Source organism: Herminiimonas sp. Marseille-P9896, from assembly GCF_903993245.1.
GTDB lineage: Bacteria > Pseudomonadota > Gammaproteobacteria > Burkholderiales > Burkholderiaceae_D > Oxalicibacterium > Oxalicibacterium contaminans.
Genome location: NZ_CAJEVT010000002.1, coordinates 47561 through 67780 on the forward strand (window position 1 = coordinate 47561; position 20220 = coordinate 67780).

General features: G+C 56.5%; 18 protein-coding genes. 6 read left to right on the top strand and 12 right to left on the bottom strand.

What is annotated here, in order from left to right; translation table 11 throughout:
- The first annotated feature begins 95 nt into the window (after positions 1-95).
- Positions 96-1466, top strand: coding sequence for an EAL domain-containing protein (locus H7U06_RS16365; RefSeq protein WP_217703440.1), 1371 nt, complete (start codon positions 96-98; stop codon positions 1464-1466).
- Here the strand turns inward: H7U06_RS16365 and H7U06_RS05855 are convergent.
- The 3 genes from H7U06_RS05855 to H7U06_RS05865 are packed head-to-tail and all read right to left on the bottom strand — an operon-like array spanning position 1459 to position 5316.
- Positions 1459-2499 (bottom strand): XdhC family protein, encoded by a 1041-nt coding sequence (locus H7U06_RS05855; protein WP_175625261.1) that lies wholly within the window; start codon positions 2497-2499, stop codon positions 1459-1461. The genes H7U06_RS16365 and H7U06_RS05855 overlap by 8 nt on opposite strands.
- Before the next feature lie 17 nt (positions 2500-2516).
- A complete protein-coding gene (locus tag H7U06_RS05860) occupies positions 2517-4853 on the bottom strand; it encodes a xanthine dehydrogenase family protein molybdopterin-binding subunit (RefSeq protein WP_175625262.1) in 2337 nt (778 codons plus the stop codon).
- Between the two features lies 1 nt (position 4854).
- The gene (locus H7U06_RS05865) at positions 4855-5316 is read right to left on the bottom strand and encodes a (2Fe-2S)-binding protein (RefSeq protein WP_175625263.1); all 462 of its coding nucleotides are present in this window, start codon (positions 5314-5316) and stop codon (positions 4855-4857) included.
- Positions 5317-5503: 187 nt separating this feature from the next.
- Between H7U06_RS05865 and H7U06_RS05870 the strand changes: the two genes are divergently transcribed.
- On the top strand, positions 5504-6400 hold the full coding sequence (locus tag H7U06_RS05870) for a LysR family transcriptional regulator (protein ID WP_370458607.1): 897 nt from the start codon (positions 5504-5506) through the stop codon (positions 6398-6400).
- Here the strand turns inward: H7U06_RS05870 and H7U06_RS05875 are convergent.
- The 9 genes from H7U06_RS05875 to H7U06_RS05915 all read right to left on the bottom strand — a co-directional run bounded on the left by H7U06_RS05875 (position 6397) and on the right by H7U06_RS05915 (position 15918).
- Positions 6397-6996: an NTP transferase domain-containing protein gene (locus tag H7U06_RS05875; protein WP_175625265.1), complete on the bottom strand. Its 600-nt coding sequence runs from the start codon at positions 6994-6996 to the stop codon at positions 6397-6399. The two genes, H7U06_RS05870 and H7U06_RS05875, sit on opposite strands and share 4 nt — an antisense overlap.
- The gene (locus H7U06_RS05880) at positions 6993-7625 is read right to left on the bottom strand and encodes a response regulator transcription factor (protein WP_217703441.1); all 633 of its coding nucleotides are present in this window, start codon (positions 7623-7625) and stop codon (positions 6993-6995) included. The genes H7U06_RS05875 and H7U06_RS05880 overlap by 4 nt, the downstream gene beginning before the upstream one ends.
- Positions 7622-8692 carry a sensor histidine kinase gene (locus tag H7U06_RS05885; protein WP_175625266.1) on the bottom strand — a complete coding sequence of 357 codons (1071 nt, stop codon included), beginning with the start codon at positions 8690-8692 and terminating at the stop codon, positions 7622-7624. The genes H7U06_RS05880 and H7U06_RS05885 overlap by 4 nt, the downstream gene beginning before the upstream one ends.
- A gap of 111 nt (positions 8693-8803) precedes the next feature.
- On the bottom strand, positions 8804-9529 hold the full coding sequence (locus H7U06_RS05890; RefSeq protein ID WP_175625267.1) for an MgtC/SapB family protein: 726 nt from the start codon (positions 9527-9529) through the stop codon (positions 8804-8806).
- Between the two features lie 36 nt (positions 9530-9565).
- On the bottom strand, positions 9566-9925 hold the full coding sequence (locus H7U06_RS05895; protein WP_175625268.1) for a hypothetical protein: 360 nt from the start codon (positions 9923-9925) through the stop codon (positions 9566-9568).
- Positions 9926-9938: 13 nt separating this feature from the next.
- Positions 9939-11255, bottom strand: a complete 1317-nt coding sequence (locus tag H7U06_RS05900; RefSeq protein ID WP_175625269.1) for a TolC family protein — start codon at positions 11253-11255, stop codon at positions 9939-9941.
- Positions 11256-11268: 13 nt separating this feature from the next.
- Entirely contained in the window at positions 11269-14409 is a 3141-nt protein-coding gene (locus tag H7U06_RS05905; protein WP_175625270.1) for an efflux RND transporter permease subunit, read from the bottom strand.
- Entirely contained in the window at positions 14402-15622 is a 1221-nt protein-coding gene (locus H7U06_RS05910) for an efflux RND transporter periplasmic adaptor subunit (protein WP_254873144.1), read from the bottom strand. Before H7U06_RS05910 ends, H7U06_RS05905 begins: the two co-directional genes overlap by 8 nt.
- Positions 15619-15918: a hypothetical protein gene (locus tag H7U06_RS05915; RefSeq protein WP_175625271.1), complete on the bottom strand. Its 300-nt coding sequence runs from the start codon at positions 15916-15918 to the stop codon at positions 15619-15621. Before H7U06_RS05915 ends, H7U06_RS05910 begins: the two co-directional genes overlap by 4 nt.
- A gap of 553 nt (positions 15919-16471) precedes the next feature.
- On the opposite strand from H7U06_RS05915, the gene H7U06_RS05920 reads away from it, so the two are divergent.
- From H7U06_RS05920 to H7U06_RS05935, 4 genes are all read left to right on the top strand, one after another.
- On the top strand, positions 16472-17896 hold the full coding sequence (locus H7U06_RS05920) for an acetamidase/formamidase family protein (RefSeq protein ID WP_175625272.1): 1425 nt from the start codon (positions 16472-16474) through the stop codon (positions 17894-17896).
- Positions 17897-17991: 95 nt separating this feature from the next.
- Positions 17992-18201 (top strand): XapX domain-containing protein, encoded by a 210-nt coding sequence (locus H7U06_RS05925; RefSeq protein ID WP_175625273.1) that lies wholly within the window; start codon positions 17992-17994, stop codon positions 18199-18201.
- A gap of 43 nt (positions 18202-18244) precedes the next feature.
- Positions 18245-18436 carry a DUF1427 family protein gene (locus tag H7U06_RS05930; protein ID WP_175625274.1) on the top strand — a complete coding sequence of 64 codons (192 nt, stop codon included), beginning with the start codon at positions 18245-18247 and terminating at the stop codon, positions 18434-18436.
- 299 nt (positions 18437-18735) lie between these two features.
- Complete coding sequence (locus H7U06_RS05935) at positions 18736-20187, top strand: DUF1254 domain-containing protein (protein WP_175625275.1); 1452 nt, start codon at positions 18736-18738, stop codon at positions 20185-20187.
- The last annotated feature ends 33 nt before the right edge of the window (positions 20188-20220 follow it).

Genomic DNA, 20220 nt, shown 5'->3' on the forward strand with positions numbered 1-20220 from the left:
TTCCGTTTTTTCTTGCTGTCAACATTGCTCCGGCGTAGACTTTTCTCCAATCGGCCTTGAATTCAAACTGGGAGCCGGACAGGGAGAAGCTATCTATGGATATGTCGGCCAACTTCATCAGCAAGCAGTCGCTACGCATGCGCCGTGCCTTGCTGCTGAGTTCCCTGGTGCTGGCTATCATTTCCGTGGTGTGGGGCGTGTATTTTGTCGCGCGGGGTAACTGGGATGTCTGGCCGCTGAATGTCGTTTCGGTTGCCGTTGCTGCTGCCACTGCGGCGCTGACATTGCGCGGCCATATACGCGCGGCTTCCATCACCATGTTTTGCGCGGTCTATCTCATCCTCTGTGTGTTTTGCACATTTCTCGATGTGCCGACGCCGGACGCTCCGCGCTCCAATCAAAATTACTTCCTCGTAGTTGCCTTGTTTGCCTGGCTGGTATTTAAGGGTGACAAGCGCTGGCTCAGGCATGGCATGGTATTCATGGCCTTGCTGGGCTTTGTCTTCTTTGCCAGCACTTCCTGGGTGCCGACGACCGCTTATGCGCTGGGGCCGGATGTCCGGATAGCGGGCACCTGGATACACAACATCCTGGTGACCGGTTTGCTCTGGACCCTGCTGTGGGTGATGCAAGCCGATCTGTCTGAGCGCAATGTGATGGAAGCAGATTTGCGCAAGGCCGTGACAGCGAACCAGTTGATGCTGTATTACCAGCCACAGACCGGCAATGATGGCCGCATCGTCGGTGCTGAAGCGCTGCTGCGCTGGCAGCATCCGGTCAAGGGCATGGTGTCACCGGCAGACTTCATTCCACTGGCCGAGCAGACTGGTTTGATCCTGCCGATAGGGCATTGGGTGCTGGGCATGGCTTGTGCGCAGTTGCGTAGCTGGGCAGAAAATCCGGAAACCGCGCATCTGTGCCTGGCGATCAATGTCAGTGCACTGCAGTTCAAGCAACCGGATTTCGTCAGTCAGCTGGTGTCGGTACTGGATAGATCCGGTATAGACCCGACCCGGCTCGAACTTGAATTGACCGAAAGCATGCTGGTCAACGATGTGAACGACATCATCAGCAAAATGCATGCGATCAAGGAAAAAGGCGTACGCCTGTCACTCGATGATTTCGGTACCGGTTATTCATCGCTGAGTTATCTGAAGAAGCTGCCGCTGGACCAGCTCAAGATCGATCAATCCTTCGTACGCGATATGTTGTTTGATTCAAATGATGTGACCATCGTACGTACAGTCGTCGAACTGGCACGCGGCATGGGTTTGCATGTGATAGCAGAGGGCGTGGAAACACAGGAACAAAGACAGTTCCTGGCTGCGCTGGGCTGTCTTTCCTATCAAGGCTATTTGTTGAGTCGGCCGGTGCCGAATGCCGAGTTTGAGGTAGTGGTGCGGGCCCATAATGCAGCAGCCCGTCTCGCAGATCAGGGCCCGCTTACTGCGACATTAATCAGTTGACCTGCTGCGGCAGGTGTTCCTGTTCTGTCACCGTCCACAATGGTATTTCGATTTCATCTTTCGCTGCTGCCACGCTCATCTTGTCCGGCAGGGCGACATCATTCCGTATCGCGGTCAGTTCGGCGAGGATAGAGATCGCGATTTCTGCCGGTGTCTTGCTGCCTATATACAGCCCGATCGGGCCGTGCAGACGCTGCAATTGTGTATCGCTGAGATCGAATTCCTTCAAGCGTTCACGACGGCGCGCATTGTTGATGCGAGAACCAATAGCGCCTACATAGAATGCTTCCGATTTCAGTGCTTCCATCAATGCCAGGTCATCCAGCTTGGGATCATGCGTGAGTGCGACCACCGCAGTGCGGCTGTCCATTTTCATTTCCAGTACCAGGTCGTCCGGCATCGCATGGATGACTTCTACATCGGGCACTTGCCACGCCAGGCGATACTCTTCACGGGGATCACACACCACCACCTGGTAATCCAGGCCGGTCGCGATCTGCGCCAGGAATTGCGACAGCTGTCCGGCACCTATGATCAGCAAGCGCCAGCGCGGACCGTGGATGGTAGTCAGCACACCGAGTGTGAGATCCAGTGTCGCGCCAGTTGTGGCCGGGGCGAGGCGTACGGCGCCACTGTGCAGGTCGAGCTGACGCATGACCAGTTCGTGGCGCGTGACGTGTGCCAGCAATTGCTTGATCTTGCTCTTTTCCGCCAGCGGTTCGATGGCCAGTTTGATAGTGCCACCGCAGGGCAGGCCGAAACGGTAGGCTTCTTCCGCGCTGATGCCATAGGTGACCAGCTCGGGTGCGCTGCGTTTTACTTCAGCACCGCGCACCCGTGCGATCAGGTCGTCTTCGATACAGCCGCCGGAGACCGAACCTATGATGCGTCCATCCTGCCGTATCACCATCATGGCGCCGACCGGGCGCGGACTGGAACCCCAGGTCTGCACAACGGTGACCAGTTCGCAGGCATGACCTTCATCCAGCCACGCATCGGCAGCCTTGAGTACTTCGAGATCGATGCTATCCATAGCTATTCCTTATCTGCTCAGGATGTTTTTGCCTGCAGCTGATTCCGCACAGGCAGGTCGCGTATGCGTTTGCCGGTAGCCGCAAAAATGGCATTGCACAGCGCCGGAGCGATCGGTGGTGTTGCAGGTTCGCCGACACCGCCCAAAGGCACGTCAAAATCATGTTTGACAAAGTGCACACGGATTTCACGTGGTGCATCCATCGAGCGTATGACTTCATACTCATGGAAGTTACCTTGTTCGGCACGGCCATCCTTGAAGGTGATTTCACCCGTCAATGCCAGGCTGAGTCCCATGATGCAGGCGCCTTCCAGTTGCGAACGGATGCGATCCGGATTGATTTGCGGGCCGCAGTCAACGGCGATGTCGACACGCGGGATCGATAGCTCACCCTTGGCGTTGACGACTGCTTCGATGACGACAGCGACATAGGTGACGAAGCTGTAACTGACAGCGAGGCCGAGTCCATGTCCTTTCGCCAGTTTGCGGCCCCAGCCTGCTTTTTCGGTGGCGAGCGTAATGGTTTTACGCATGCGGCCGGTATCCAGTGGATAGCGCTCCGGCGATTCACCGTAGTTCCATTCATCGGCCATATCCTTGGGATTGATTTTGCGCGACGGGCCGATCAGGTCCAGCAGGTAATCGCGATGGTCACGTTTGGCCGCTGCCGCCAGTTCGGCGACAAAGGATTGAATCGCAAACACGTGCGGGATGTTGGAAACCGAGCGGAACCAGCCGATGCGGGTATGCGCTTCGACTTCCGGTGCTTCAACCCGGAAGTTGGGTATGACAAACGGGATGTTGACAGCGGACATGCCGAGTTCGAATGGTTGTTCGCCTTTGGCTCCTTCTGCAAAGATGGAAGCAATCGTCGGTGCGGCAGTGCGGTGCAGCCAGGCCGTCGGTTTGCCCGCTGCATCCAGTGCTACTTCCAGTCGTTCGACCGAGACAGTGTGGAAGTAATCATTGTGGATGTCGTCTTCGCGGGTCCATGTCACTTTGACCGGCACACCTTTCATCGCTTGTGACAACAAGGCCGCTTCTGCCGCGAAGTCGGGTTTAGACTTGCGACCGAAGCCACCGCCCAGCAGCGTGACGTGCACAGTGACATCTTCCGGTTTGATTTTGAGATGAGTAGCGATGATTTCACGCGTTGCCTGCGGTGCCTGTACACAGGCCCACACTTCACACTTGCCATTGCTGACTTGTGCGGTTGCGGCTGGCGGCTCCATCGTCGCGTGTGCGATATGCGGCAGATAGTATTCCGCTTCCATACGACGCGCTGATTTGGACAGCGTGCTCATGGTGTCGCCATTGTTGCGCACTACCTTGGCCGGTTTGCGCGCGGCTTCCTGCAATGTCTTTTTATATTCCACCGAGTTGTAGCTGGCGTGCTTGCCATCATCCCAGGTGATCTTCAGTGCTTCGCGCCCCTTCATGGCCGCCCAGGTATTGCTGGCGATGACCGCGATGCCGCCGAGCGGATGGAAGCCGGCGGGTGCCGGGCTGCCTTTCAGTTCGACGACCTGGATGACGCCAGGTACTTTGAGTGCTGCCGATGCATCGTAGCTGCTGACTTTGCCACCCATCACCAGCGGGCGTGCGATGACTGCATACAGCATGCCGGGCAGGCGTGTGTCTATGCCGTAGTGTGTGTTGCCGGTGACGATGTTTTTGAAATCGATGCCGCGTGTGCTTTCCTTGCCGATGTAACGGAATTCGGCAGGTTTTTTCAGGCGTAAATCCTTGGTTGCTGGCGGCGTGATCTTGGCTGCGGCTTCGGCCAGTGCGCCATAGCCGAGACGACGGCCGGATTTGGTGTGTACCACTTCATGGTTTTTCGCACGGACTTCATCCGGTTTGACATTCCATTGCTGCGCTGCTGCGATTTCCAGCATCTGGCGTGCGGCTGCACCGACCCGGCGCATAGGCTCAAAGGAGTGACGCATGCTGCGTGAACCATCGGTGTTCTGGTTGCCGTATTTCTCTTCTAGCCCCAGCGCCTGGACGACCTTGACCTTGCTCCAGTCGGCTTCCAGTTCATCGGCCACCACCATAGGCAGGCTGGTGCGCACGCCTTGTCCCATTTCGGAACGATGCGCGACGATGGTGACGATGCCATCTGCACCTATCGATACAAAAGCCAGTGTGTCATCGACCAGACCGCCGGGCATGGCATCGCCGCCGTATTTCTTGATCTCATCGCTGGTAGCGGCACGTACTATGCCGGAAGTGCCTATCGTCAGCGCCAGACCGGTGAGCGCACCGACGCCTTTGAGCCAGGTACGGCGGCTCATCGATGGCAGGGCAGGCAGCTGGGCTTCGTTGTTGTCGTTTTCAAATATGGTGCTCATCTTATGAACCCTTCTTGGCTGAGGCTTGTTTGATTGCAGCGCGTATGCGTGTGTAGGTACCGCAGCGACAGATGTTTCCGCTCATGGCCGATTCAATTTCGGCATCGGTAGGATGCGGCGTGGTTTTCAGCAGGGCGGTGGCGGACATGATTTGTCCCGACTGGCAGTAGCCGCATTGCGGTACGCCCAGATCTGTCCACGCCTGTTGCACGCGCTGGCCTACGCTGTCTTCCGCCATCGCTTCGATGGTGGTGATCTTTTGCCCGACCGCAGCAGAAACCGGTGTGATGCAGGAGCGTATTGCCTGACCGTTGAGGTGGACGGTGCACGCACCGCACAAGGCCATGCCACAACCGAACTTCGTTCCCGTCATTCCCAGGTGGTCGCGTAATGCCCACAGCAAGGGGGTGTCGTCAGACAGGTCCATTTGATGTTGTTTGCCGTTGATAGTGAGAGTCGCCATGATTTTTTGGAGTGAGGTGGGATGAAATGCGGGTGACCAAAATTGCGCTATTAGTATCTGCAGTCCTGAACGCACAATAAATGAAAATGTTAAGATTTGAGAATTCCAAAATGTGGAATTCGCGTCAGCGCTATCTGAAAAGCGCATAACGAACAAAAAAGGTGCAAAAGTGCTGAATCGCCTCGAAATGCTTAGACTTTTTTGTGCCGCAGCAGATTCAAGCAGTTTCAAGGAAGCAGCCGCCCGCCTCGGCACTTCGCCGCAGGCGATTACACGCGCGGTGAAGGAGTTGGAAGAAGCGGTAGGCGAGGTACTGTTCCATCGTAATACGCGCGGTATGCAGATTACGGAGTTCGGTACCCAGCTGGCCGAGCATGCGCGTGAGATGGTGACGGGTGTGGACAGCCTGTTTCGCCCCAGTGACAGCCATTCTGATCGTGACCTGGCCGGGGTGGTGCGCATTACCGCGCCGAGCACGATAGGGCGGCGCTATCTGTTGCGCTCCCTGCTGCCTTTATTAAGCCAGCATCCCGGCATCAAACTCGAGTTGAGTGTGACCAATCTGGTGACACATGTGGTCGATAAAAAGATCGATATCGGTGTGCGCATAGGCTTGCCGCGAGATAACCGCTTTGTCGTGCGTCCGGTCGCAAAAGTTGATTTCTTTGTGGTCGCTACGCCGGAATTTATCGCCAAGTGGGGCGTGCCGCGCAATCCGCAGGATTTATCAGCAGTGCCGACGATAGAGTTGACGGATGGTAATACCGGACGGATATGGCCGTGGTATTTCTCGCGAGGCATGCAATTTACACCCAGCATGCCGGTACTGGTGACCGATGATCCGGAAGTGGAGTGCGACGCCGTACTGGCCGGCATGGGCTATGGACAAATATCGAATCACCTGGCCGAGCATCACATAGGTGCGGGTCGCCTGATGACAGTATTGGATAGCTATCAGCCTGAGCCGTGGGAACTGTATGTCTACCGTCCACAGCGCGGTCCGGTACCGGCGCGTATCAGGCTGGTGTTTGACCGCATCGTAGAGATATTGTCAGACCCGGATACGTTCAATGAGGGGCGTTAAACCGCGGCCTTGAGGTCGGCCGAGGTATCGATGTCGTGATGTATGCCGGGATCGTCGACTTCAATTTGGGTGAGCGGATGCGCTTTTAATAGGGTGCGCGCACCCTGATCACCGCCCAGCAACAGTAGTTCAGCTATGTGTTTGCTGCTGAAAGCAACCGGATTGCCGCGTTGTCCCTGATAAAAGGGCGCGACCATATCGGCTCCTTGCTTCAACGCCTCAGCCAGTGCGGCTATCGTCGTTGCCTGCACATGCGGCATATCCGCCAACGCGATGACCCATCCCGCTGCATGTCGACGTTGCGTCAACGCGCATACCAATGACACGCCCATACCCTGATCAGCGTCCGGGCAGATCGCAAGCTGACAACCCAGTTCCGCCAACTCGTGCGCGACGGCGTCATCCGCATTGCGTACAACGGCCGTGACTTGCGGTAACGCGGCGAGCAGCTTGCTGGCCGCTGCTACGACGACCTTGTCGCCCTGGCGGGTAGTTTGCAGCAATTTGTTTTGCGCACCGGACGGATCAAAGCGCTTGCCCCGGCCTGCTGCCAGCAGGATGCCGACGATCTGATCGTGATCTGGGGATCGCTTCATATCTTGAGCTTCTCGGAAATCTTGACGAGGTCGGCCAGCGATGAAGTTTCCATCTTGCGCATGGCAGCGCCGCGGCGCACCTTGACTGTCACCTCGCTGATGTTCAGGGCTGCTGCAATTTGCTTATTCAGCTGGCCTTGCACGACCAGTTGCACGACTTGCTTTTCACCTGCAGACAGCGAGTTCCAGCGTTTTTGCAGTTGTGCGCTGATCGCATGCTCGGCACGTGCCACGCGATTGATTTCTATACCGTGCTGGATCGCATCGAGCAAATCCTGGTCACGGAAAGGTTTGGTCAGGAATTCGATCGCGCCATTTTTCATCGCCTGCACACCCATCGCGATGTCGCCGTGGCCGGTGATGAAGATGGTAGGTAGTTGTATGCCCAGCTCTGTCATCTGGCGATGGAAATCCATGCCGCTTTGACCCGGCATGCGGATATCCAGTACCAGGCAGCCCGGTGCATCTGCCATTTTGTGTTTGAGGAATTCCATGGTCGAGCCAAAGCAGGCTGACTGCAATCCTACCGATGCCAGCAAATCCTCCAGTGCGGCGCGCACCGAACTATCGTCATCGATGATGTAGACGATGGCTGCTTCCATCCCGCTTGTCGATGCCGTTGCATTCATGCTGCGTTCCCTTCTGCGAGCGGCAGGCTGAATTTAAAAATGGCACCGCCGTCAGTATGCTCTTCGGCCCATATGCGGCCGCCGTTGGCTTCTATGATAGTGCGGCTGATCGCCAGTCCGAGTCCTATGCCTGTGCCTTTGGTGGTCCAGAACGGATCGAATATATGTGCAATGCTGCCTGCGGCAAATCCGCCGCCGCTATCGATGATGCTGAACTGTACTGTGTGCGGCGTACTCAGTTCTGACTGTATCCTGATTTCTTTCTTTTTGTCCTGATAGTCTGCCATCGCTTCACTGGCATTGAGCACCATATTAACGATGACTTGCTGGATCTGCACGCGGTCTGCCAATACCTGTGGCAGGTTTTCATCGAGACTGAGGTCTATGCTTATGCCTTGTGCCTCGACATCCGTGCGCGAGATGGCGACGACTTCGTGTATCGCCTGATTCAGGTCAAAGTGACTCTTGTGTGGCTGTTCGCCCTGAGTCAGGCCACGCACACGCGCAATGATGTCGCTGGCTCTGTGTGCGTCACCGAGTATGCGTTCGACTGCCTGTTTTGCCTTATCCAGATTAGGTGGTTGCTGATCGAGCCAGCGCTGGCAGGCATTGCCACTGGTGGCGATCGCAGCCAGCGGCTGATTGACTTCGTGCGCGATCGACGTGCTCAATTCGCCCAGACTGGTGACGCGGGCGATGCGCAGCAGTTGTGCCTGTGCCTGCTGCGCGGCAGCTTGTGCCGCATTCATTTTCAGCGCCAGGTAAGTGGTGATGGCGATTGCCACTATGCTGATGCAGGAATTGATCAGGCCAACCTGGTAGGAACCGAATTTGGTCAGGGCAAAACTGAATATGGTCAGGAAGATGCAAAGACCGGCGAGGAGGATGAGTGCGCGCGCCGATATCAGGCGTGCCGCGACCAGGATCACTGCCGTGTAGAAACCGGCGGCGGCAACTGCATAGTCGGTAACCGTGTCCGCCACAAAGATGACGGCCATGGCGACGAGCAGGCCTGCCATGCTCAGGACGCGATGGGAACGTAAAGGTCTGCCGATGTCGTGTTTCATATTGAATAGCTCTAGAGGGTGATCAGCCGCTTATGTCTGCTCCGACAGTAATATAACCGTATCTGATCCTGCATAGGGTGGGGCAGGAGGATGGCTGGTTTTATTCTTCCCTTACTCTTCTGAACTGGCATTCCAGAACGCTTGTTGTACGCCGTGCTCCTGCAGCAGGACGGTCATGACATCGTCCAGCTCCCCTGCCTCGATCGCAGTCGCGTACAGGGTGGCTTCGATTTCCACGTCATTGTTACCAAAGGGATGCTGGTCGACTGAGCGTACCGGATAGTTGGATTCCTCAAGCAGTGCCACCATCTTTTCATGGACTTCTGCCTGGTAGTCACGTTCGCAGATGACGTAGACGGTATAGGTCGCTTCGCTGAATTCTTCCTGCAGCGGACGACGGTTGATGCGGTTGACGACAGGGCGCAGCAAGGTATTGGCTGCCAATACGAACATCGCGGCCAGCACGGCTTCCGGAAACATTTTCGCTCCGGCACAGGAACCGACCGCAGCCGAACCCCATAGCGTGGCGGCCGTATTCAGGCCGAATACATTCGAGCCTTCTTTCATGATCGCGCCTGCACCGAGGAAGCCGATGCCAGACACCACATAGGCGACGACTTGCAGCGGGCCGGGTGAGCCGCCATGTACATCATGAAAGCGTACGGCCAGATCGACGAAGACCGCCGCACCGACTGCCACCAGTGTGTTGGTACGCAGACCTGCGGTACGTTGCCGTATCTGGCGTTCGAGGCCGATGACGCCGCCGAGTATGAAGGCGACGCTGAGGCTGGCGAGGGAAGCCAGCCAGACTGAAAATTGAAAAGTGGGCCAAATCATGATGTTGCTCCGCTTGATATATATGAAAATGAATATTCAGTTTTTATGACGAGTGGGAAGTACGGCTTCCAGTGTTGCATCGCGTATGTTGATGTAGACCGTGTCACCTGTTTGTACCGGAGCAAGCGCAGGTATTTTTACGATGCGCTTACGCTTGCCTTTCAGCACGCGATACGTGACGAGCGCAAAAGTGTTATCGACTGTGGGTGTGACGCGCTCAGGATGATCGTCCTGGATTAGGCAACTCAAGCCATCGCGCTGCGTGCTTAGCTGTTCCACGATTGCAGCACGCCAGCCATCTGAATAATCGTATTTGCCTTCGTACAGTGTCGAGCAGGCGGTTGCTAGCGGCAGCATGATGGCGAGAACTATCATGCCGAGTTTGCTGTGAGTCATCGACGTCATCCAATCAGAGCGATGGTTGCTCACCAATGGCAAGCTGGAGCTGTACGGTAGCGGTCGCCATGTCCGCTTCAGATTGCAGATAGGCGAGGTAGGCTTCATCCGCCGAACGCTGCGCCGCCAGCAATTCCAGCAGCGAGGCTGCGCCATTACGATAGGACAGGCGTATGCCATCCAGCATGCGGTTCGCATTTACTAGTACGTCCTTGCGGTAATGATCCACGTTTTCACGAGCGGCGATGAAGCGCTGATGTGCGGTGCGTACGTCCGATTCCGCCTTGAGTTCAGACTGGTTCAGACCGAGCATGGCTTGTGTGACTGCAGATTCTGCTTGCACGATGTCGCCACGATTGAGGCGCGACAGCGGGATGGGAATGCTGATGGATAAGGCCAGTACATTGGAGCGTGAAGTACCGTCTATCGCGTTGCCACCCTGGTCGAAACCACCCGGATAGCCACGGGTAGAGGTGACGCCCAGTGACACGGTCGGATCGGCCGAGCGGTTTGCGCGTGTCAGCGAGGCGTTGTCGCGTGCATGCTCCAGCGTGGCGCGTGCAATCAATACATCCTGGCGTGATTGCAAGGCTTCCGGGATCAGGGCTTCGATATCGTTACCACGCTCGAATGGCGTAAAGCCGCATTCCAGGGCGGCCATGCCGAATACATCCTCAACTCGTCGTCCCAATGTGAGCGAGAGCGCCAGTCGTGCTGATGCAGCATCTGCGCGCGACTGCGTGACATCGGCCTGGAACTGGTCGCGTTCCACGCGTGATTGCAGCAATTCGATGCCGCCTACATCGCCAGCCTTGCGTCGTACCTCGTTGACCCGCACGATGTCGGACAGGGCTTTGAGTGTATTCTCCTTGCGCGCCAGTACGTCGCGGGTGCGGCATGCCTCGGCGAAGGCGATGGCCGAATCGCTGTATAACTGTTGTTTGAAACCGGCGACTGTGGCTTCAGTCAGCATCACATTGCTGCGTGCTGATTTGATGCGCGCATCGCGTTTGCCGCCAGTCTCTATCGTCATACTGAGCGATGGGCCACGGCTGACGGGACGCGGATGGATCGCACTGACAGTTTCACGCGAGGCGCTATAGGTGAACTCTGGGTCTGGGCGTATGCCAGCTATGCCGACGCCTGCTTCAGCAGCGACGATGGTCTCGCGTTGTGCTGCCAGCTCCAGGCTGTTGGTTTCGACTGCGGTCAGGTAATTTTTAAAATTTAGTTTTGTGGCTGGCGCATTCTGGGCGCGCACGGTATGTACCGTCAGTCCGCCCAGCGCCAGTATCAGCATCTGGCTGATGGCGATTTTCTTGAATGTCATGTTCAGCTCCGATTCAGCTGTTAGGCAGTGAGCCAACTTCGTCGCTGGCACCGTCTGTTGCTTGCGCTTTTTTCGCACGCAGCAAGGCTTTGGTTTCGACGCTGGCTTCTATCAATTGGTAAAGGGCGGGTAGCATCAGCAGCGTCAATGCAGTCGCGCTGATCAGGCCGAACACCACGACGGTCGCGAGCGGGCGCTGTACGTCGCTGCCTAGACCGGTGGCCAGCATCGCCGGGGTCAGGCCGAAGGCGGCGACGGTGGCGGTCATGAGTACCGGACGCATGCGACTGGTCGCGCCTTCGAGCACAGCCTCATGCAGTGATTTGCCTTCATCGCGTCGCAAGCGATTGATTTGGGCGACCATCAATACGCCACCGAGTACCGCGACGCCAAACAGAGCGATGAAGCCGACTGCGCTCGAGACGTTCAATGTCATGCCGCGCAAATGCAGCCCGGCAAAACCTCCGACCATGGCTAGCGGTACGACGCCCAGCACCAGCAAGGGCTGGCGCAGGTTGCCAAATTCACCGAACAGCAGCAGGAGCATGATGCCCAGCGTTAGTGGCAGGATGACGAACAGGCGTGCTTCGGCACGTTGCAGGTTTTCGAACTGTCCACCCCATTCAATGTGCAGGCGCTGTTTGTCGTATTCGACCTCGCGCTCTATGGTTGGCTGCGCTTCGGCCAGGAAGCTGGCCAGATCGCGGCCGCGTACATTCAGCTTGACCAGGATGTGGCGTTCGCCACGTTCACGCACGATGACACTTTGCCCGGTGGTGGTACTGATACGCGCCACATCGGCCAGCGGGATCTTGGCGCCATTGACAGCGGTCAGGCGCAGGTCGGCGATTGCTTGCGGGTTGGCGCGGGTCTCCGGCGAGAAACGCACGGTCATGTCGTAGTTCTTTTCTCCGACATAGAGTTGTCCGATGGAGGCGCCGCCTATGCCGGTGGAGATCAGTTGCGCGACGTCAGAAGCATTGATGCCATAGCGTGCCGCTGCCGCACGATCCAGGTCTATGCGCAAATTCGGCAGTGGTGGTTCAACGTCGACTACCACGTCAGCCGCACCGGGCACCTTGCGCAAGGTGGTAGCGACATGCTCGGCGATACGGCGGTCTTCTTCCAGATCAGGGCCAAAGATCTTCACTGTCAGGTCGCTGTGCGCGCCGGATAGTTTGTCTTGCACGCCATCTATCATCGGTTGCATGAAGCCGATGGCGTAGCCGGGCATTTGCGCATAGCGTTCACCGAGCCGACGTATCAATTCCTGCTTGCTGATACCGGACTTCCAGCTGTCGTAAGGATGCAGCGCAATGCTGGCCTCGATATGCGAAGGCGTCCAGTAGTCGGTACCGTCATCGTTGCGGCCGGTTTGCGTGACGACGCTGGAGACTTCGGGGAATTCCAGCGTAGCTTTGCGCAGCTCGGTCGCCATTTCGCTGGCTTTGTCCAGCGTGATGCCGGACGGCATTTGCACTTGTAACCAGATTGAGCCTTCATCCAGATAGGGCAGGAAGTCGCGCCCTATGGTGCCGGCCAGCAGCAATAGCGTGACCAGCATGGCGGCTATGCTGGCCGCCAGCCAGCGCCACTGACCGATGGTGCGATTGAGGAAGGCGGCGTAAGCTGTGTTGAGTTTTTCCAGTACCGGGTTGTGGAAGATCTTGCGCGGGCGGCGGAATGCCAGCCATGCCAGGCCGGGCGTCAGCATCAGCGCCACTGCGAGTGCACCGACCAGTGCCGCACCGACTGCATACGCCATAGGCGAGAACAGCTTGTACTCGATGCGTTCAAACGCAAACAGCGGCAGGTAGGCAGCGGCGATGACGCTCATGCCAAAGAAGATGGGACGTGCGACTTGCAGCGTGGCGGTGATCGCATCACGCGGCGTCAGTGCTTGTCCTTCCTGCTTTTCACGGCGGCGCAAGATGTTTTCCACTACCACCACCGCACCATCGACCAGGATGCCAAAGTCGATCGCACCCAGCGATAGCAGGTTGGCCGGTACCTTGGCGTGATGCATGAAGCTGAAGGCAAATAGCAGCGCCAGCGGTACCGTGAGTGCGACTATCAGCGCCGCACGCGGGCTACCGAGGAAGAGCAGCAGTACCAGCGTGACGACGATCATCCCTTCCAGCAGCGTCTTGCCTACCGTATGCGTGGTCGCTTCGATCAGGCTACTGCGATCCAGATAAGGCACCAGCTTGACACCGCGCGGCAATAGTTTGTCATTGATCTCGCGTACTGCATCATGGATGCCGTTCAGGGCGATCGATGGATTGCTGTCCTTGAGCAGCAGGATGACGCCGGAAATCGAATCCGCCTTGTCGTCCTTGCCGAGGATGCCGCGTCGTTCCACATTGCCGTAGGTGAGCTTGCCCAGGTCTTTGGTAAGGACTGGCACGCCACCTACGCTTTTGATGACGACGTTGCCCATATCGTCCAGTGAGCGCAGCAAGCCGACGCCGCGCACGACATAGGATAGTTCGCCGCGATCAATGACGCTGCCGCCGCCGCTTTGATTGTTGGCGTCGATCGCATCGATCACTTCACTCAAGGTGAGACCATACTGGGTCAGGCGTGCCGGATCGAGTTCCAGCATGAACTGGGTCGTGAGGCCACCATAGTTGGTCACATCGACCACGCCCTGTATTTTTTTCAGACGCGGGATGACGGTCCAGAACTGTAGTTCGGACAGTTCACGCAAGCTGCGGGTATTGCTTTCCAGCGTGTAGCGATAAATTTCGCCGGTCGGCGAGGTGTACGGATCCAGGCTGGCTTTGGCGTCATACGGCAGATCGACTTCATTCAGCCGTTCCTGCAGGCGCTGGCGTGCCCAGTAACCATCGACCCCATCCTGAAACACCACAGTGATGAGAGACAGGCCAAACAGGCTGCGCGAGCGCAACACATGCATGCCCGGTGTGGCCAGCAGCGCGCGTTCCAGCGGTACGGTGATTTGCTGTTCTATTTCCTCCGCTGCGAGACCGGGTACCTGCGTGACTATCTGCGAGGTGACGTCGGCGATGTCGGGGTAGGCTTCCAGAGGTAGTTGTTTCCAGCTGAAAACGCCATACAGCGCGGCGAAAGCAAACACCAGCCAGACGATGCCGCGCCGGTGAAAGCAAGTGTGGACGATGCGTTCAATCATTGAGCAGCACTCCATCCTTGATGACGATGCGGTCGCCGCGCTTCAGGCCCGAAGTCACTTCCACGCGATCATGCAGTTGCGCGCCGACAGTCACGGTACGCGGTGTGTAGTGGTGCGCTCCCTGCTCGATGAAGACACGCACTTCCAGTCCGTTCTGCTGGATGGCTGACAGCGGTATCGTGAGTGCTTCCTGTTTCTGTCCGTCAAACGCTACATGCGCAAACATGCCAGGACGGAAACGTCCATCTGTGTTGGTCACAGCGACGCGTACTTTGACGCTGCGGGTTTCCGGGTCCAGTATTTCGCCGACGTAGCGCACGATGCCTTCGACTTGCTGATCGGGGTAGGCATTGAGTGTGATGTGCGCTTTTTGTCCGACGAACACTTGCCTGAGATCGCGTTCCGCCACATTGGCGGTGAGCCAGACGGTGGACAGGTCGGCCACCGTCATGATCGGTGCATTGATGTCATTCCAGTAGCCACCTTGTGAACCTGCCATCTCAATCACACGGCCGCTGATAGGCGAGCGCAGTACATATTCGCTGCGGGAGTGGGTTTGCTTCGCGACGCCCAGTTGCGCCAGCCGATCCGCTGCCGCATGGGCATCGCTGTCGGCGCTATCCATGGTCAGCTGTGCTGCTTCGTAATCCTTCTTTGCCGTGATGTCAGCATCAAACAGCAACTTCTGGCGTGCGAAGTCACGCTGTGCCTGTGCTTGTGCGTTACGGGCTTTCGTATATTCGGAACGGGCGCTGGAGATTTCTGCCGAGTCGAGTGTGAAGAGCGGATCGCCAGCCTTGACCGGATCACCCAGCGTACGCTGCAAACGGATGATGCGGCCGGGTACCGGTGGCGCAACCTTGACCAGTTTTTCCGCGACGGCTTCGATGACGCCGGGTGCAGTCAGCGGGCGTTCGATCTCGCTGAGCTCTACCGCTTCGACCACCAGGCGTGCGCGCAGTGGCGACGCTTCCGATACTTCTATCACGCTGCCTTTGCGTATGACTGCTGTGTCCTTGTCTTTATGCGTTTCCGCCTTTGCGGGCTGTTCATTGCAACCTGCAAGGGCGATACACAGCAATACCAGCGTAATGACAGCGATGAATGGGCGCGTATGTTTTTTGACATAGGTATGCGGGCCGTTCCCTTGAGTCGCGTTGTGCGTGACTTGGGATAGTTCGGTGTACACACCGGTGACGAGTAGGGACATCATGCGAATTGCCTCCGGAGTTGGTGCGCCGGAACGCGGCAGGGATTAGTGATGTTTTGCTCCAGCTGAAAACCCATAGGGCGCAGTTTTTCGCGTGCGCTCTGCGGCAGGTGACGCAATATCGAGGTGCGTTCCGACGCGGAGAGCAGGGACAGCGCATCGGCTGCCACACGTGGCGAGCAGTTCAACAGTGCCTCGGTGAATGCGAGTACACCGTGTTCGGTGAAGAGCTGTTGCAGGTTGCCGATGCGACGGCTGGCGACGGCTGCGCGTAGTGCGAGGTAGATGTGGTGTTTCATGAGCAGCTTCCTTAAGTACGGACCCGGCAGGAAGCTGGCTCAGTGATCAGGCGATGAGCGGCCTCCGGCCAGGAGCCAGATGAATGGAAAGTGGTAAAGAAATAGGGAGAGTGTTGTGACTACAACTAGAGTCGGGGTCCATGCTCAGCTCCTGGGCAAATAAAAAATGAGGGCGACTAACGAGCCCGCGGCGATATTGCGATGCCGCATAAATGCTTGCGTTCCGGTATTTATGCAACGGCATGAATTTTGCCATTCGCGTCGGCTTAGAACCAGTGTGCCTTAGACCCTATTTACTGACTATGCGCATACCCCGGATATACCAAGGTATATCTGCAAAATTGCAAGGGATGGTCGTGCGGGCATGAGGATGTTGCAGGTGCACAGGGAATAGTCTTTTTCGGCTCCGGATCCTCGTTTAACGCGCTTGAGCGCTGGATTTGACAACAAATCGTACGCTTGCAGACAAGATTCCGAAATCAGGCGCTCCTATGATCTGAACCAGACCACAACACAGTGGCATATCAGAATAAATAATTAGGAGACGAGCATTATGTCAGACCATATTTGCAGTGCTGGATGCAACCACTTTTCGCATCTGAACGATCCCGATTTGATGGGCGAATTTGCCGAAGCCCGTAAGAACCTGCGCACCGCGATAGGCGGCACGCCAAGTGCAGGTACCCTGGGCCTGGCCGGTGTCACCCAGCGTGCACTGCCATCCAAGAAAGCGGGCGAACAAGTCAGTCACTACTACGTTCCAGCCAACGATAAAACCGTGCACTGGGGCTTCTTCAGCAAAAAGATGGATCCGCTGCTGAAGGTGGAATCCGGTGACTACGTCACGATAGAAACCGTGACCCATCACTCGAATGACGATATTGACCGTATGGTCAAGGGCGACAAGGGCGTCGAAGCCATTTTCCATTGGGATGCCAAGAGCAAGGCCGTCGACCGTCGCGGCATGGGTCCTATGGATCATCCACTCGGCGCAGGCGGTGGTATCGGCGTGCACGTTTGTACCGGCCCTATCTTTATCAATGGTGCGGAACCGGGTGACGTGCTCGAAGTGCGCATCGTCGATACCATGCAACGTCCATCGGGCAACCCTGACTATCGCGGCAAAACTTTCGGTTCCAATGCTGCGAGTAACTGGGGCTTCCACTACAACAATCTGATCACCGAGCCTAAAGGCCGTGAAGTCATCACGATTTATGAAGTCGACGCCAAAGGCGAACAATCGTGGGCCAAGGCTGTATATAACTATCGCTGGACACCGCAAACCGATCCGTTCGGCGTCGTCCATCCGATCATCGACTATCCAGGCGTGCCAGTCGACAAGAACTCGATCAAACCGAACTATGACGTACTCAAGGGCTATGAAATCCCTGTTCGTCCGCACTTCGGCATGATAGGCGTGGCACCAGTTGAAGCAGACATCGTGTCGTCGATTCCACCGGGCTACACCGGCGGTAACTTCGATAACTGGCGTATGGGTAAAGGCGCGACTGCGTTCTTCCCGGTCGCAGTGGCAGGCGGTATGTTCTCGGTCGGTGATCCGCATGCATCGCAAGGTGACGCGGAGCTGTGTGGCACGGCGATCGAATGCTCGTTGACCGGCTTGTTCCAATTCATCCTGCACAAGAAAGCGGATCTGCCAGGTACCAAACTGTATGGCCTCGACTATCCATTGCTGGAAACAGCAAGCGAGCTGGTCTTGCACGGTTTCAGCGTACCTAACTACCTGAAGGAACTCGGCGACAACGCAGAAACCAAGATCCTCGAGAAATCCTCGCTGGATACCGCGATGACTGACGCCTTCAACAAGACCCGTCGCTTCCTGATGGATACCCGCGACCTGACCGAAGACGAAGCAATCTCGCTGATCTCGGTATCGGTCGACTTTGGTATCACGCAGGTGGTGGATGGCAACTGGGGCGTACACGCGATCATCAAGAAAGCCATTTTCCCGAAGTAAAAGAGTTGAGCCGGCACTGACGCAAGTCAGGTGCCAGCCAGATGCAAAAATTTTAAGCGGCAACTATTGCCGACCAACCAGGAGGAGAAGTAAACATGCAAGTAGAACACGTCTATGTAGGCAGAAATGAAATCGTGGCGCTGGTCGTCGGTCTCATCACAGGCACCCTGTACTCATGGCTGAGTTTGCCGATTCCAGCACCACCGGTGCTCGGCGGCATCTTCGCGATCATCTTTACCTACATCGGTTACCTGATCGTGCAGCGCGTACGTAAAGCGGTAGTCTTCGGCGCGCCGAAAAAATAAGGCACTTACGCCATCACTCATTTAAAAAATACAGGAGACTATCATGGTTGAAATTGGCTTCGGTCAAACCGAAATTCTGGCGTCCGTTGTCGGACTTGTTACCGGCCTCATCTACACATCGGTGCGCGCACCTATCCCGGCACCGAACGTGCTCGGCGGTATTTTCGCTATCCTTGGTACCTTCATCGGCTACGTCTTCGTTGCCGCGATGCGAGGGCAACTGGTGTTTGTGTAACTAGCCAGCGGCTGCTAGCCGTTCGCATAAAAGCCCGCATCTCATACCAGGATGCGGGCTTTTCCTTTTTCGCGCTCCATGTTCATGGGGTGTTCCCACGCCAGTCTGCAAAAAGTTCTGCCCTAAAGGGCAATGCCACTAGTCCCTACAGGCAATAGCACTGCCTCTTTCATTTTGCTATTTTGAGTTTCGCTACATGCTGCGGCATCGCGGTGTGTCTCGCTGGTCGTCCGTAAACTGCACTCCTGCTGTTTATTTTCCTGCTTGTTTGTGTCTAACAAAGTGAAAGGAAACATCGCATGAAAACCGGAATTTCATTGTTTGCCATGACGCTGCTGGGGGTGCTTGCAGGTTCACCTGCATATGCAGATGATTACAAATTCAAAGGTGGTTATCCGACGCCAGAAACCGTACGTAAGGCTTACGACAGCCTGGACCTGAATCGCGCTATCCAGACCTATCGCATTTTTTATCCGACGGTATCCGGATATGCAATGCTCAAGGGGAATGAAAAGATCGGTATCTTCCCCAACAAGGTGTCCGGTACCCTCGATACGCAACCTAAACATATAGGTTACACACTCAATTCCGACACGCCTTACGCGCCACTGTTTCTCGATCTGAGCAACGGACCTATGGTGGTGGAACTGCCGGCCGGACCGCTCATCTGCATTGCTATGGACATCAACCAGCGCTGGGTCGCGGATCTGGGAGTGCCTGGTCCGGCAGCGGGCAAGGGTGACAAAGTCGTGTTCCTGCCGCCCGGCTATAAGGGGGAGGAACCTAAAGGTTATCGGATCGCGCGTTCCACGACGTATCAAATGCTGGTAGGTATACGCTCACTACCGGTAGCGGGTGACGTGCCTGGTGCGATTGAGCGTATCAAGACCATCAAGGTACGACCACTCAATCCGGATGCGAACTGGATGGAGTGGAACGCATCAGCATGGAAAGACCTGACGCCCCAGCCACAAGATTCGACGCCGCTGGCCTGGGAAAACAATTTTAAATATTGGGAAGCGCTGAACGAAGTCGTACAAAAAGAAGCGCCATTCGACGGCTATCGCGATGCCTATGGCGAACTCGCGGCCCTGGGTATTGAAAAGGGCAAACCGTTTCAGCCTGATGAACGCAGCAAACGCATTCTGACCGAAGCTGCAAAAATTGCCAATGCCCAGATGCGTGTCGAGTCCTTTGCCGACCGTCGGGCAGATCGCATCGTATGGCCGGATCGTAAATGGGAATGGGCTGCGCTGCGCTTTGAGGATGGTGACTTCAATGCCGCCAACTATGTCGATACCTATGCACGCGACAAATGGTACTTCCAGGCCATAGGTTCGTCACCGGCCATGTTCCGTCGTGATCCGCAAGCAGGATCGCTGTACTGGCTCGCCCAGCGTGATGGCTCCGGAGCTTTTCTTGATGGCAGCAAAAATTACAAGCTAGTTGTCCCGCAGCCTGTGCCGGGTCATTTGTTCTGGTCAGTCACTGTCTACGATGCGGAAACACGTAGCCAGGTAGTCACGGACCAGGGCAAGGCTGCACTGCGTTCCCTCTTTGAGTTGAAGGACGTACCCAAGACTGGTGCGACCGAACTCTATTTCGGTCCCAAGGCACCCAAGGGCAAAGAAAACCACTGGATACAGACCAAACCGGGCAAGGGCTGGTTCGTCTATTTCCGGATTTATGGTCCGGAAGCTGCCGCTTTCAATGGTTCTTGGAAACCGGCTGACTTTGAATTGGTGAAGTAGGGTGCCACGCATGCATGTCGATCTGACTGATGT

Bases quoted from the DNA above. Each gene is read 5' to 3' on its own strand.
- H7U06_RS05930 (WP_175625274.1), top strand. From the start codon at position 18,245: ATGGTTGAAATTGGCTTCGGTCAAACCGAAATTCTGGCGTCCGTTGTC.
- H7U06_RS05920 (WP_175625272.1), top strand. From the start codon at position 16,472: ATGTCAGACCATATTTGCAGTGCTGGATGCAACCACTTTTCGCATCTG.
- H7U06_RS05885 (WP_175625266.1), bottom strand. From the start codon at position 8,692: ATGAAACACGACATCGGCAGACCTTTACGTTCCCATCGCGTCCTGAGC.
- H7U06_RS05925 (WP_175625273.1), top strand. From the start codon at position 17,992: ATGCAAGTAGAACACGTCTATGTAGGCAGAAATGAAATCGTGGCGCTG.
- H7U06_RS05895 (WP_175625268.1), bottom strand. From the start codon at position 9,925: ATGACTCACAGCAAACTCGGCATGATAGTTCTCGCCATCATGCTGCCG.
- H7U06_RS05860 (WP_175625262.1), bottom strand. From the start codon at position 4,853: ATGAGCACCATATTTGAAAACGACAACAACGAAGCCCAGCTGCCTGCC.
- H7U06_RS05890 (WP_175625267.1), bottom strand. From the start codon at position 9,529: ATGATTTGGCCCACTTTTCAATTTTCAGTCTGGCTGGCTTCCCTCGCC.
- H7U06_RS05870 (WP_370458607.1), top strand. From the start codon at position 5,504: ATGCTTAGACTTTTTTGTGCCGCAGCAGATTCAAGCAGTTTCAAGGAA.
- H7U06_RS05910 (WP_254873144.1), bottom strand. From the start codon at position 15,622: ATGATGTCCCTACTCGTCACCGGTGTGTACACCGAACTATCCCAAGTC.
- H7U06_RS05915 (WP_175625271.1), bottom strand. From the start codon at position 15,918: ATGAAACACCACATCTACCTCGCACTACGCGCAGCCGTCGCCAGCCGT.
- H7U06_RS05865 (WP_175625263.1), bottom strand. From the start codon at position 5,316: ATGGCGACTCTCACTATCAACGGCAAACAACATCAAATGGACCTGTCT.
- H7U06_RS05905 (WP_175625270.1), bottom strand. From the start codon at position 14,409: ATGATTGAACGCATCGTCCACACTTGCTTTCACCGGCGCGGCATCGTC.
- H7U06_RS05900 (WP_175625269.1), bottom strand. From the start codon at position 11,255: ATGACATTCAAGAAAATCGCCATCAGCCAGATGCTGATACTGGCGCTG.
- H7U06_RS05880 (WP_217703441.1), bottom strand. From the start codon at position 7,625: ATGAATGCAACGGCATCGACAAGCGGGATGGAAGCAGCCATCGTCTAC.
- H7U06_RS05875 (WP_175625265.1), bottom strand. From the start codon at position 6,996: ATGAAGCGATCCCCAGATCACGATCAGATCGTCGGCATCCTGCTGGCA.
- H7U06_RS16365 (WP_217703440.1), top strand. From the start codon at position 96: ATGGATATGTCGGCCAACTTCATCAGCAAGCAGTCGCTACGCATGCGC.
- H7U06_RS05855 (WP_175625261.1), bottom strand. From the start codon at position 2,499: ATGGATAGCATCGATCTCGAAGTACTCAAGGCTGCCGATGCGTGGCTG.
- H7U06_RS05935 (WP_175625275.1), top strand. From the start codon at position 18,736: ATGAAAACCGGAATTTCATTGTTTGCCATGACGCTGCTGGGGGTGCTT.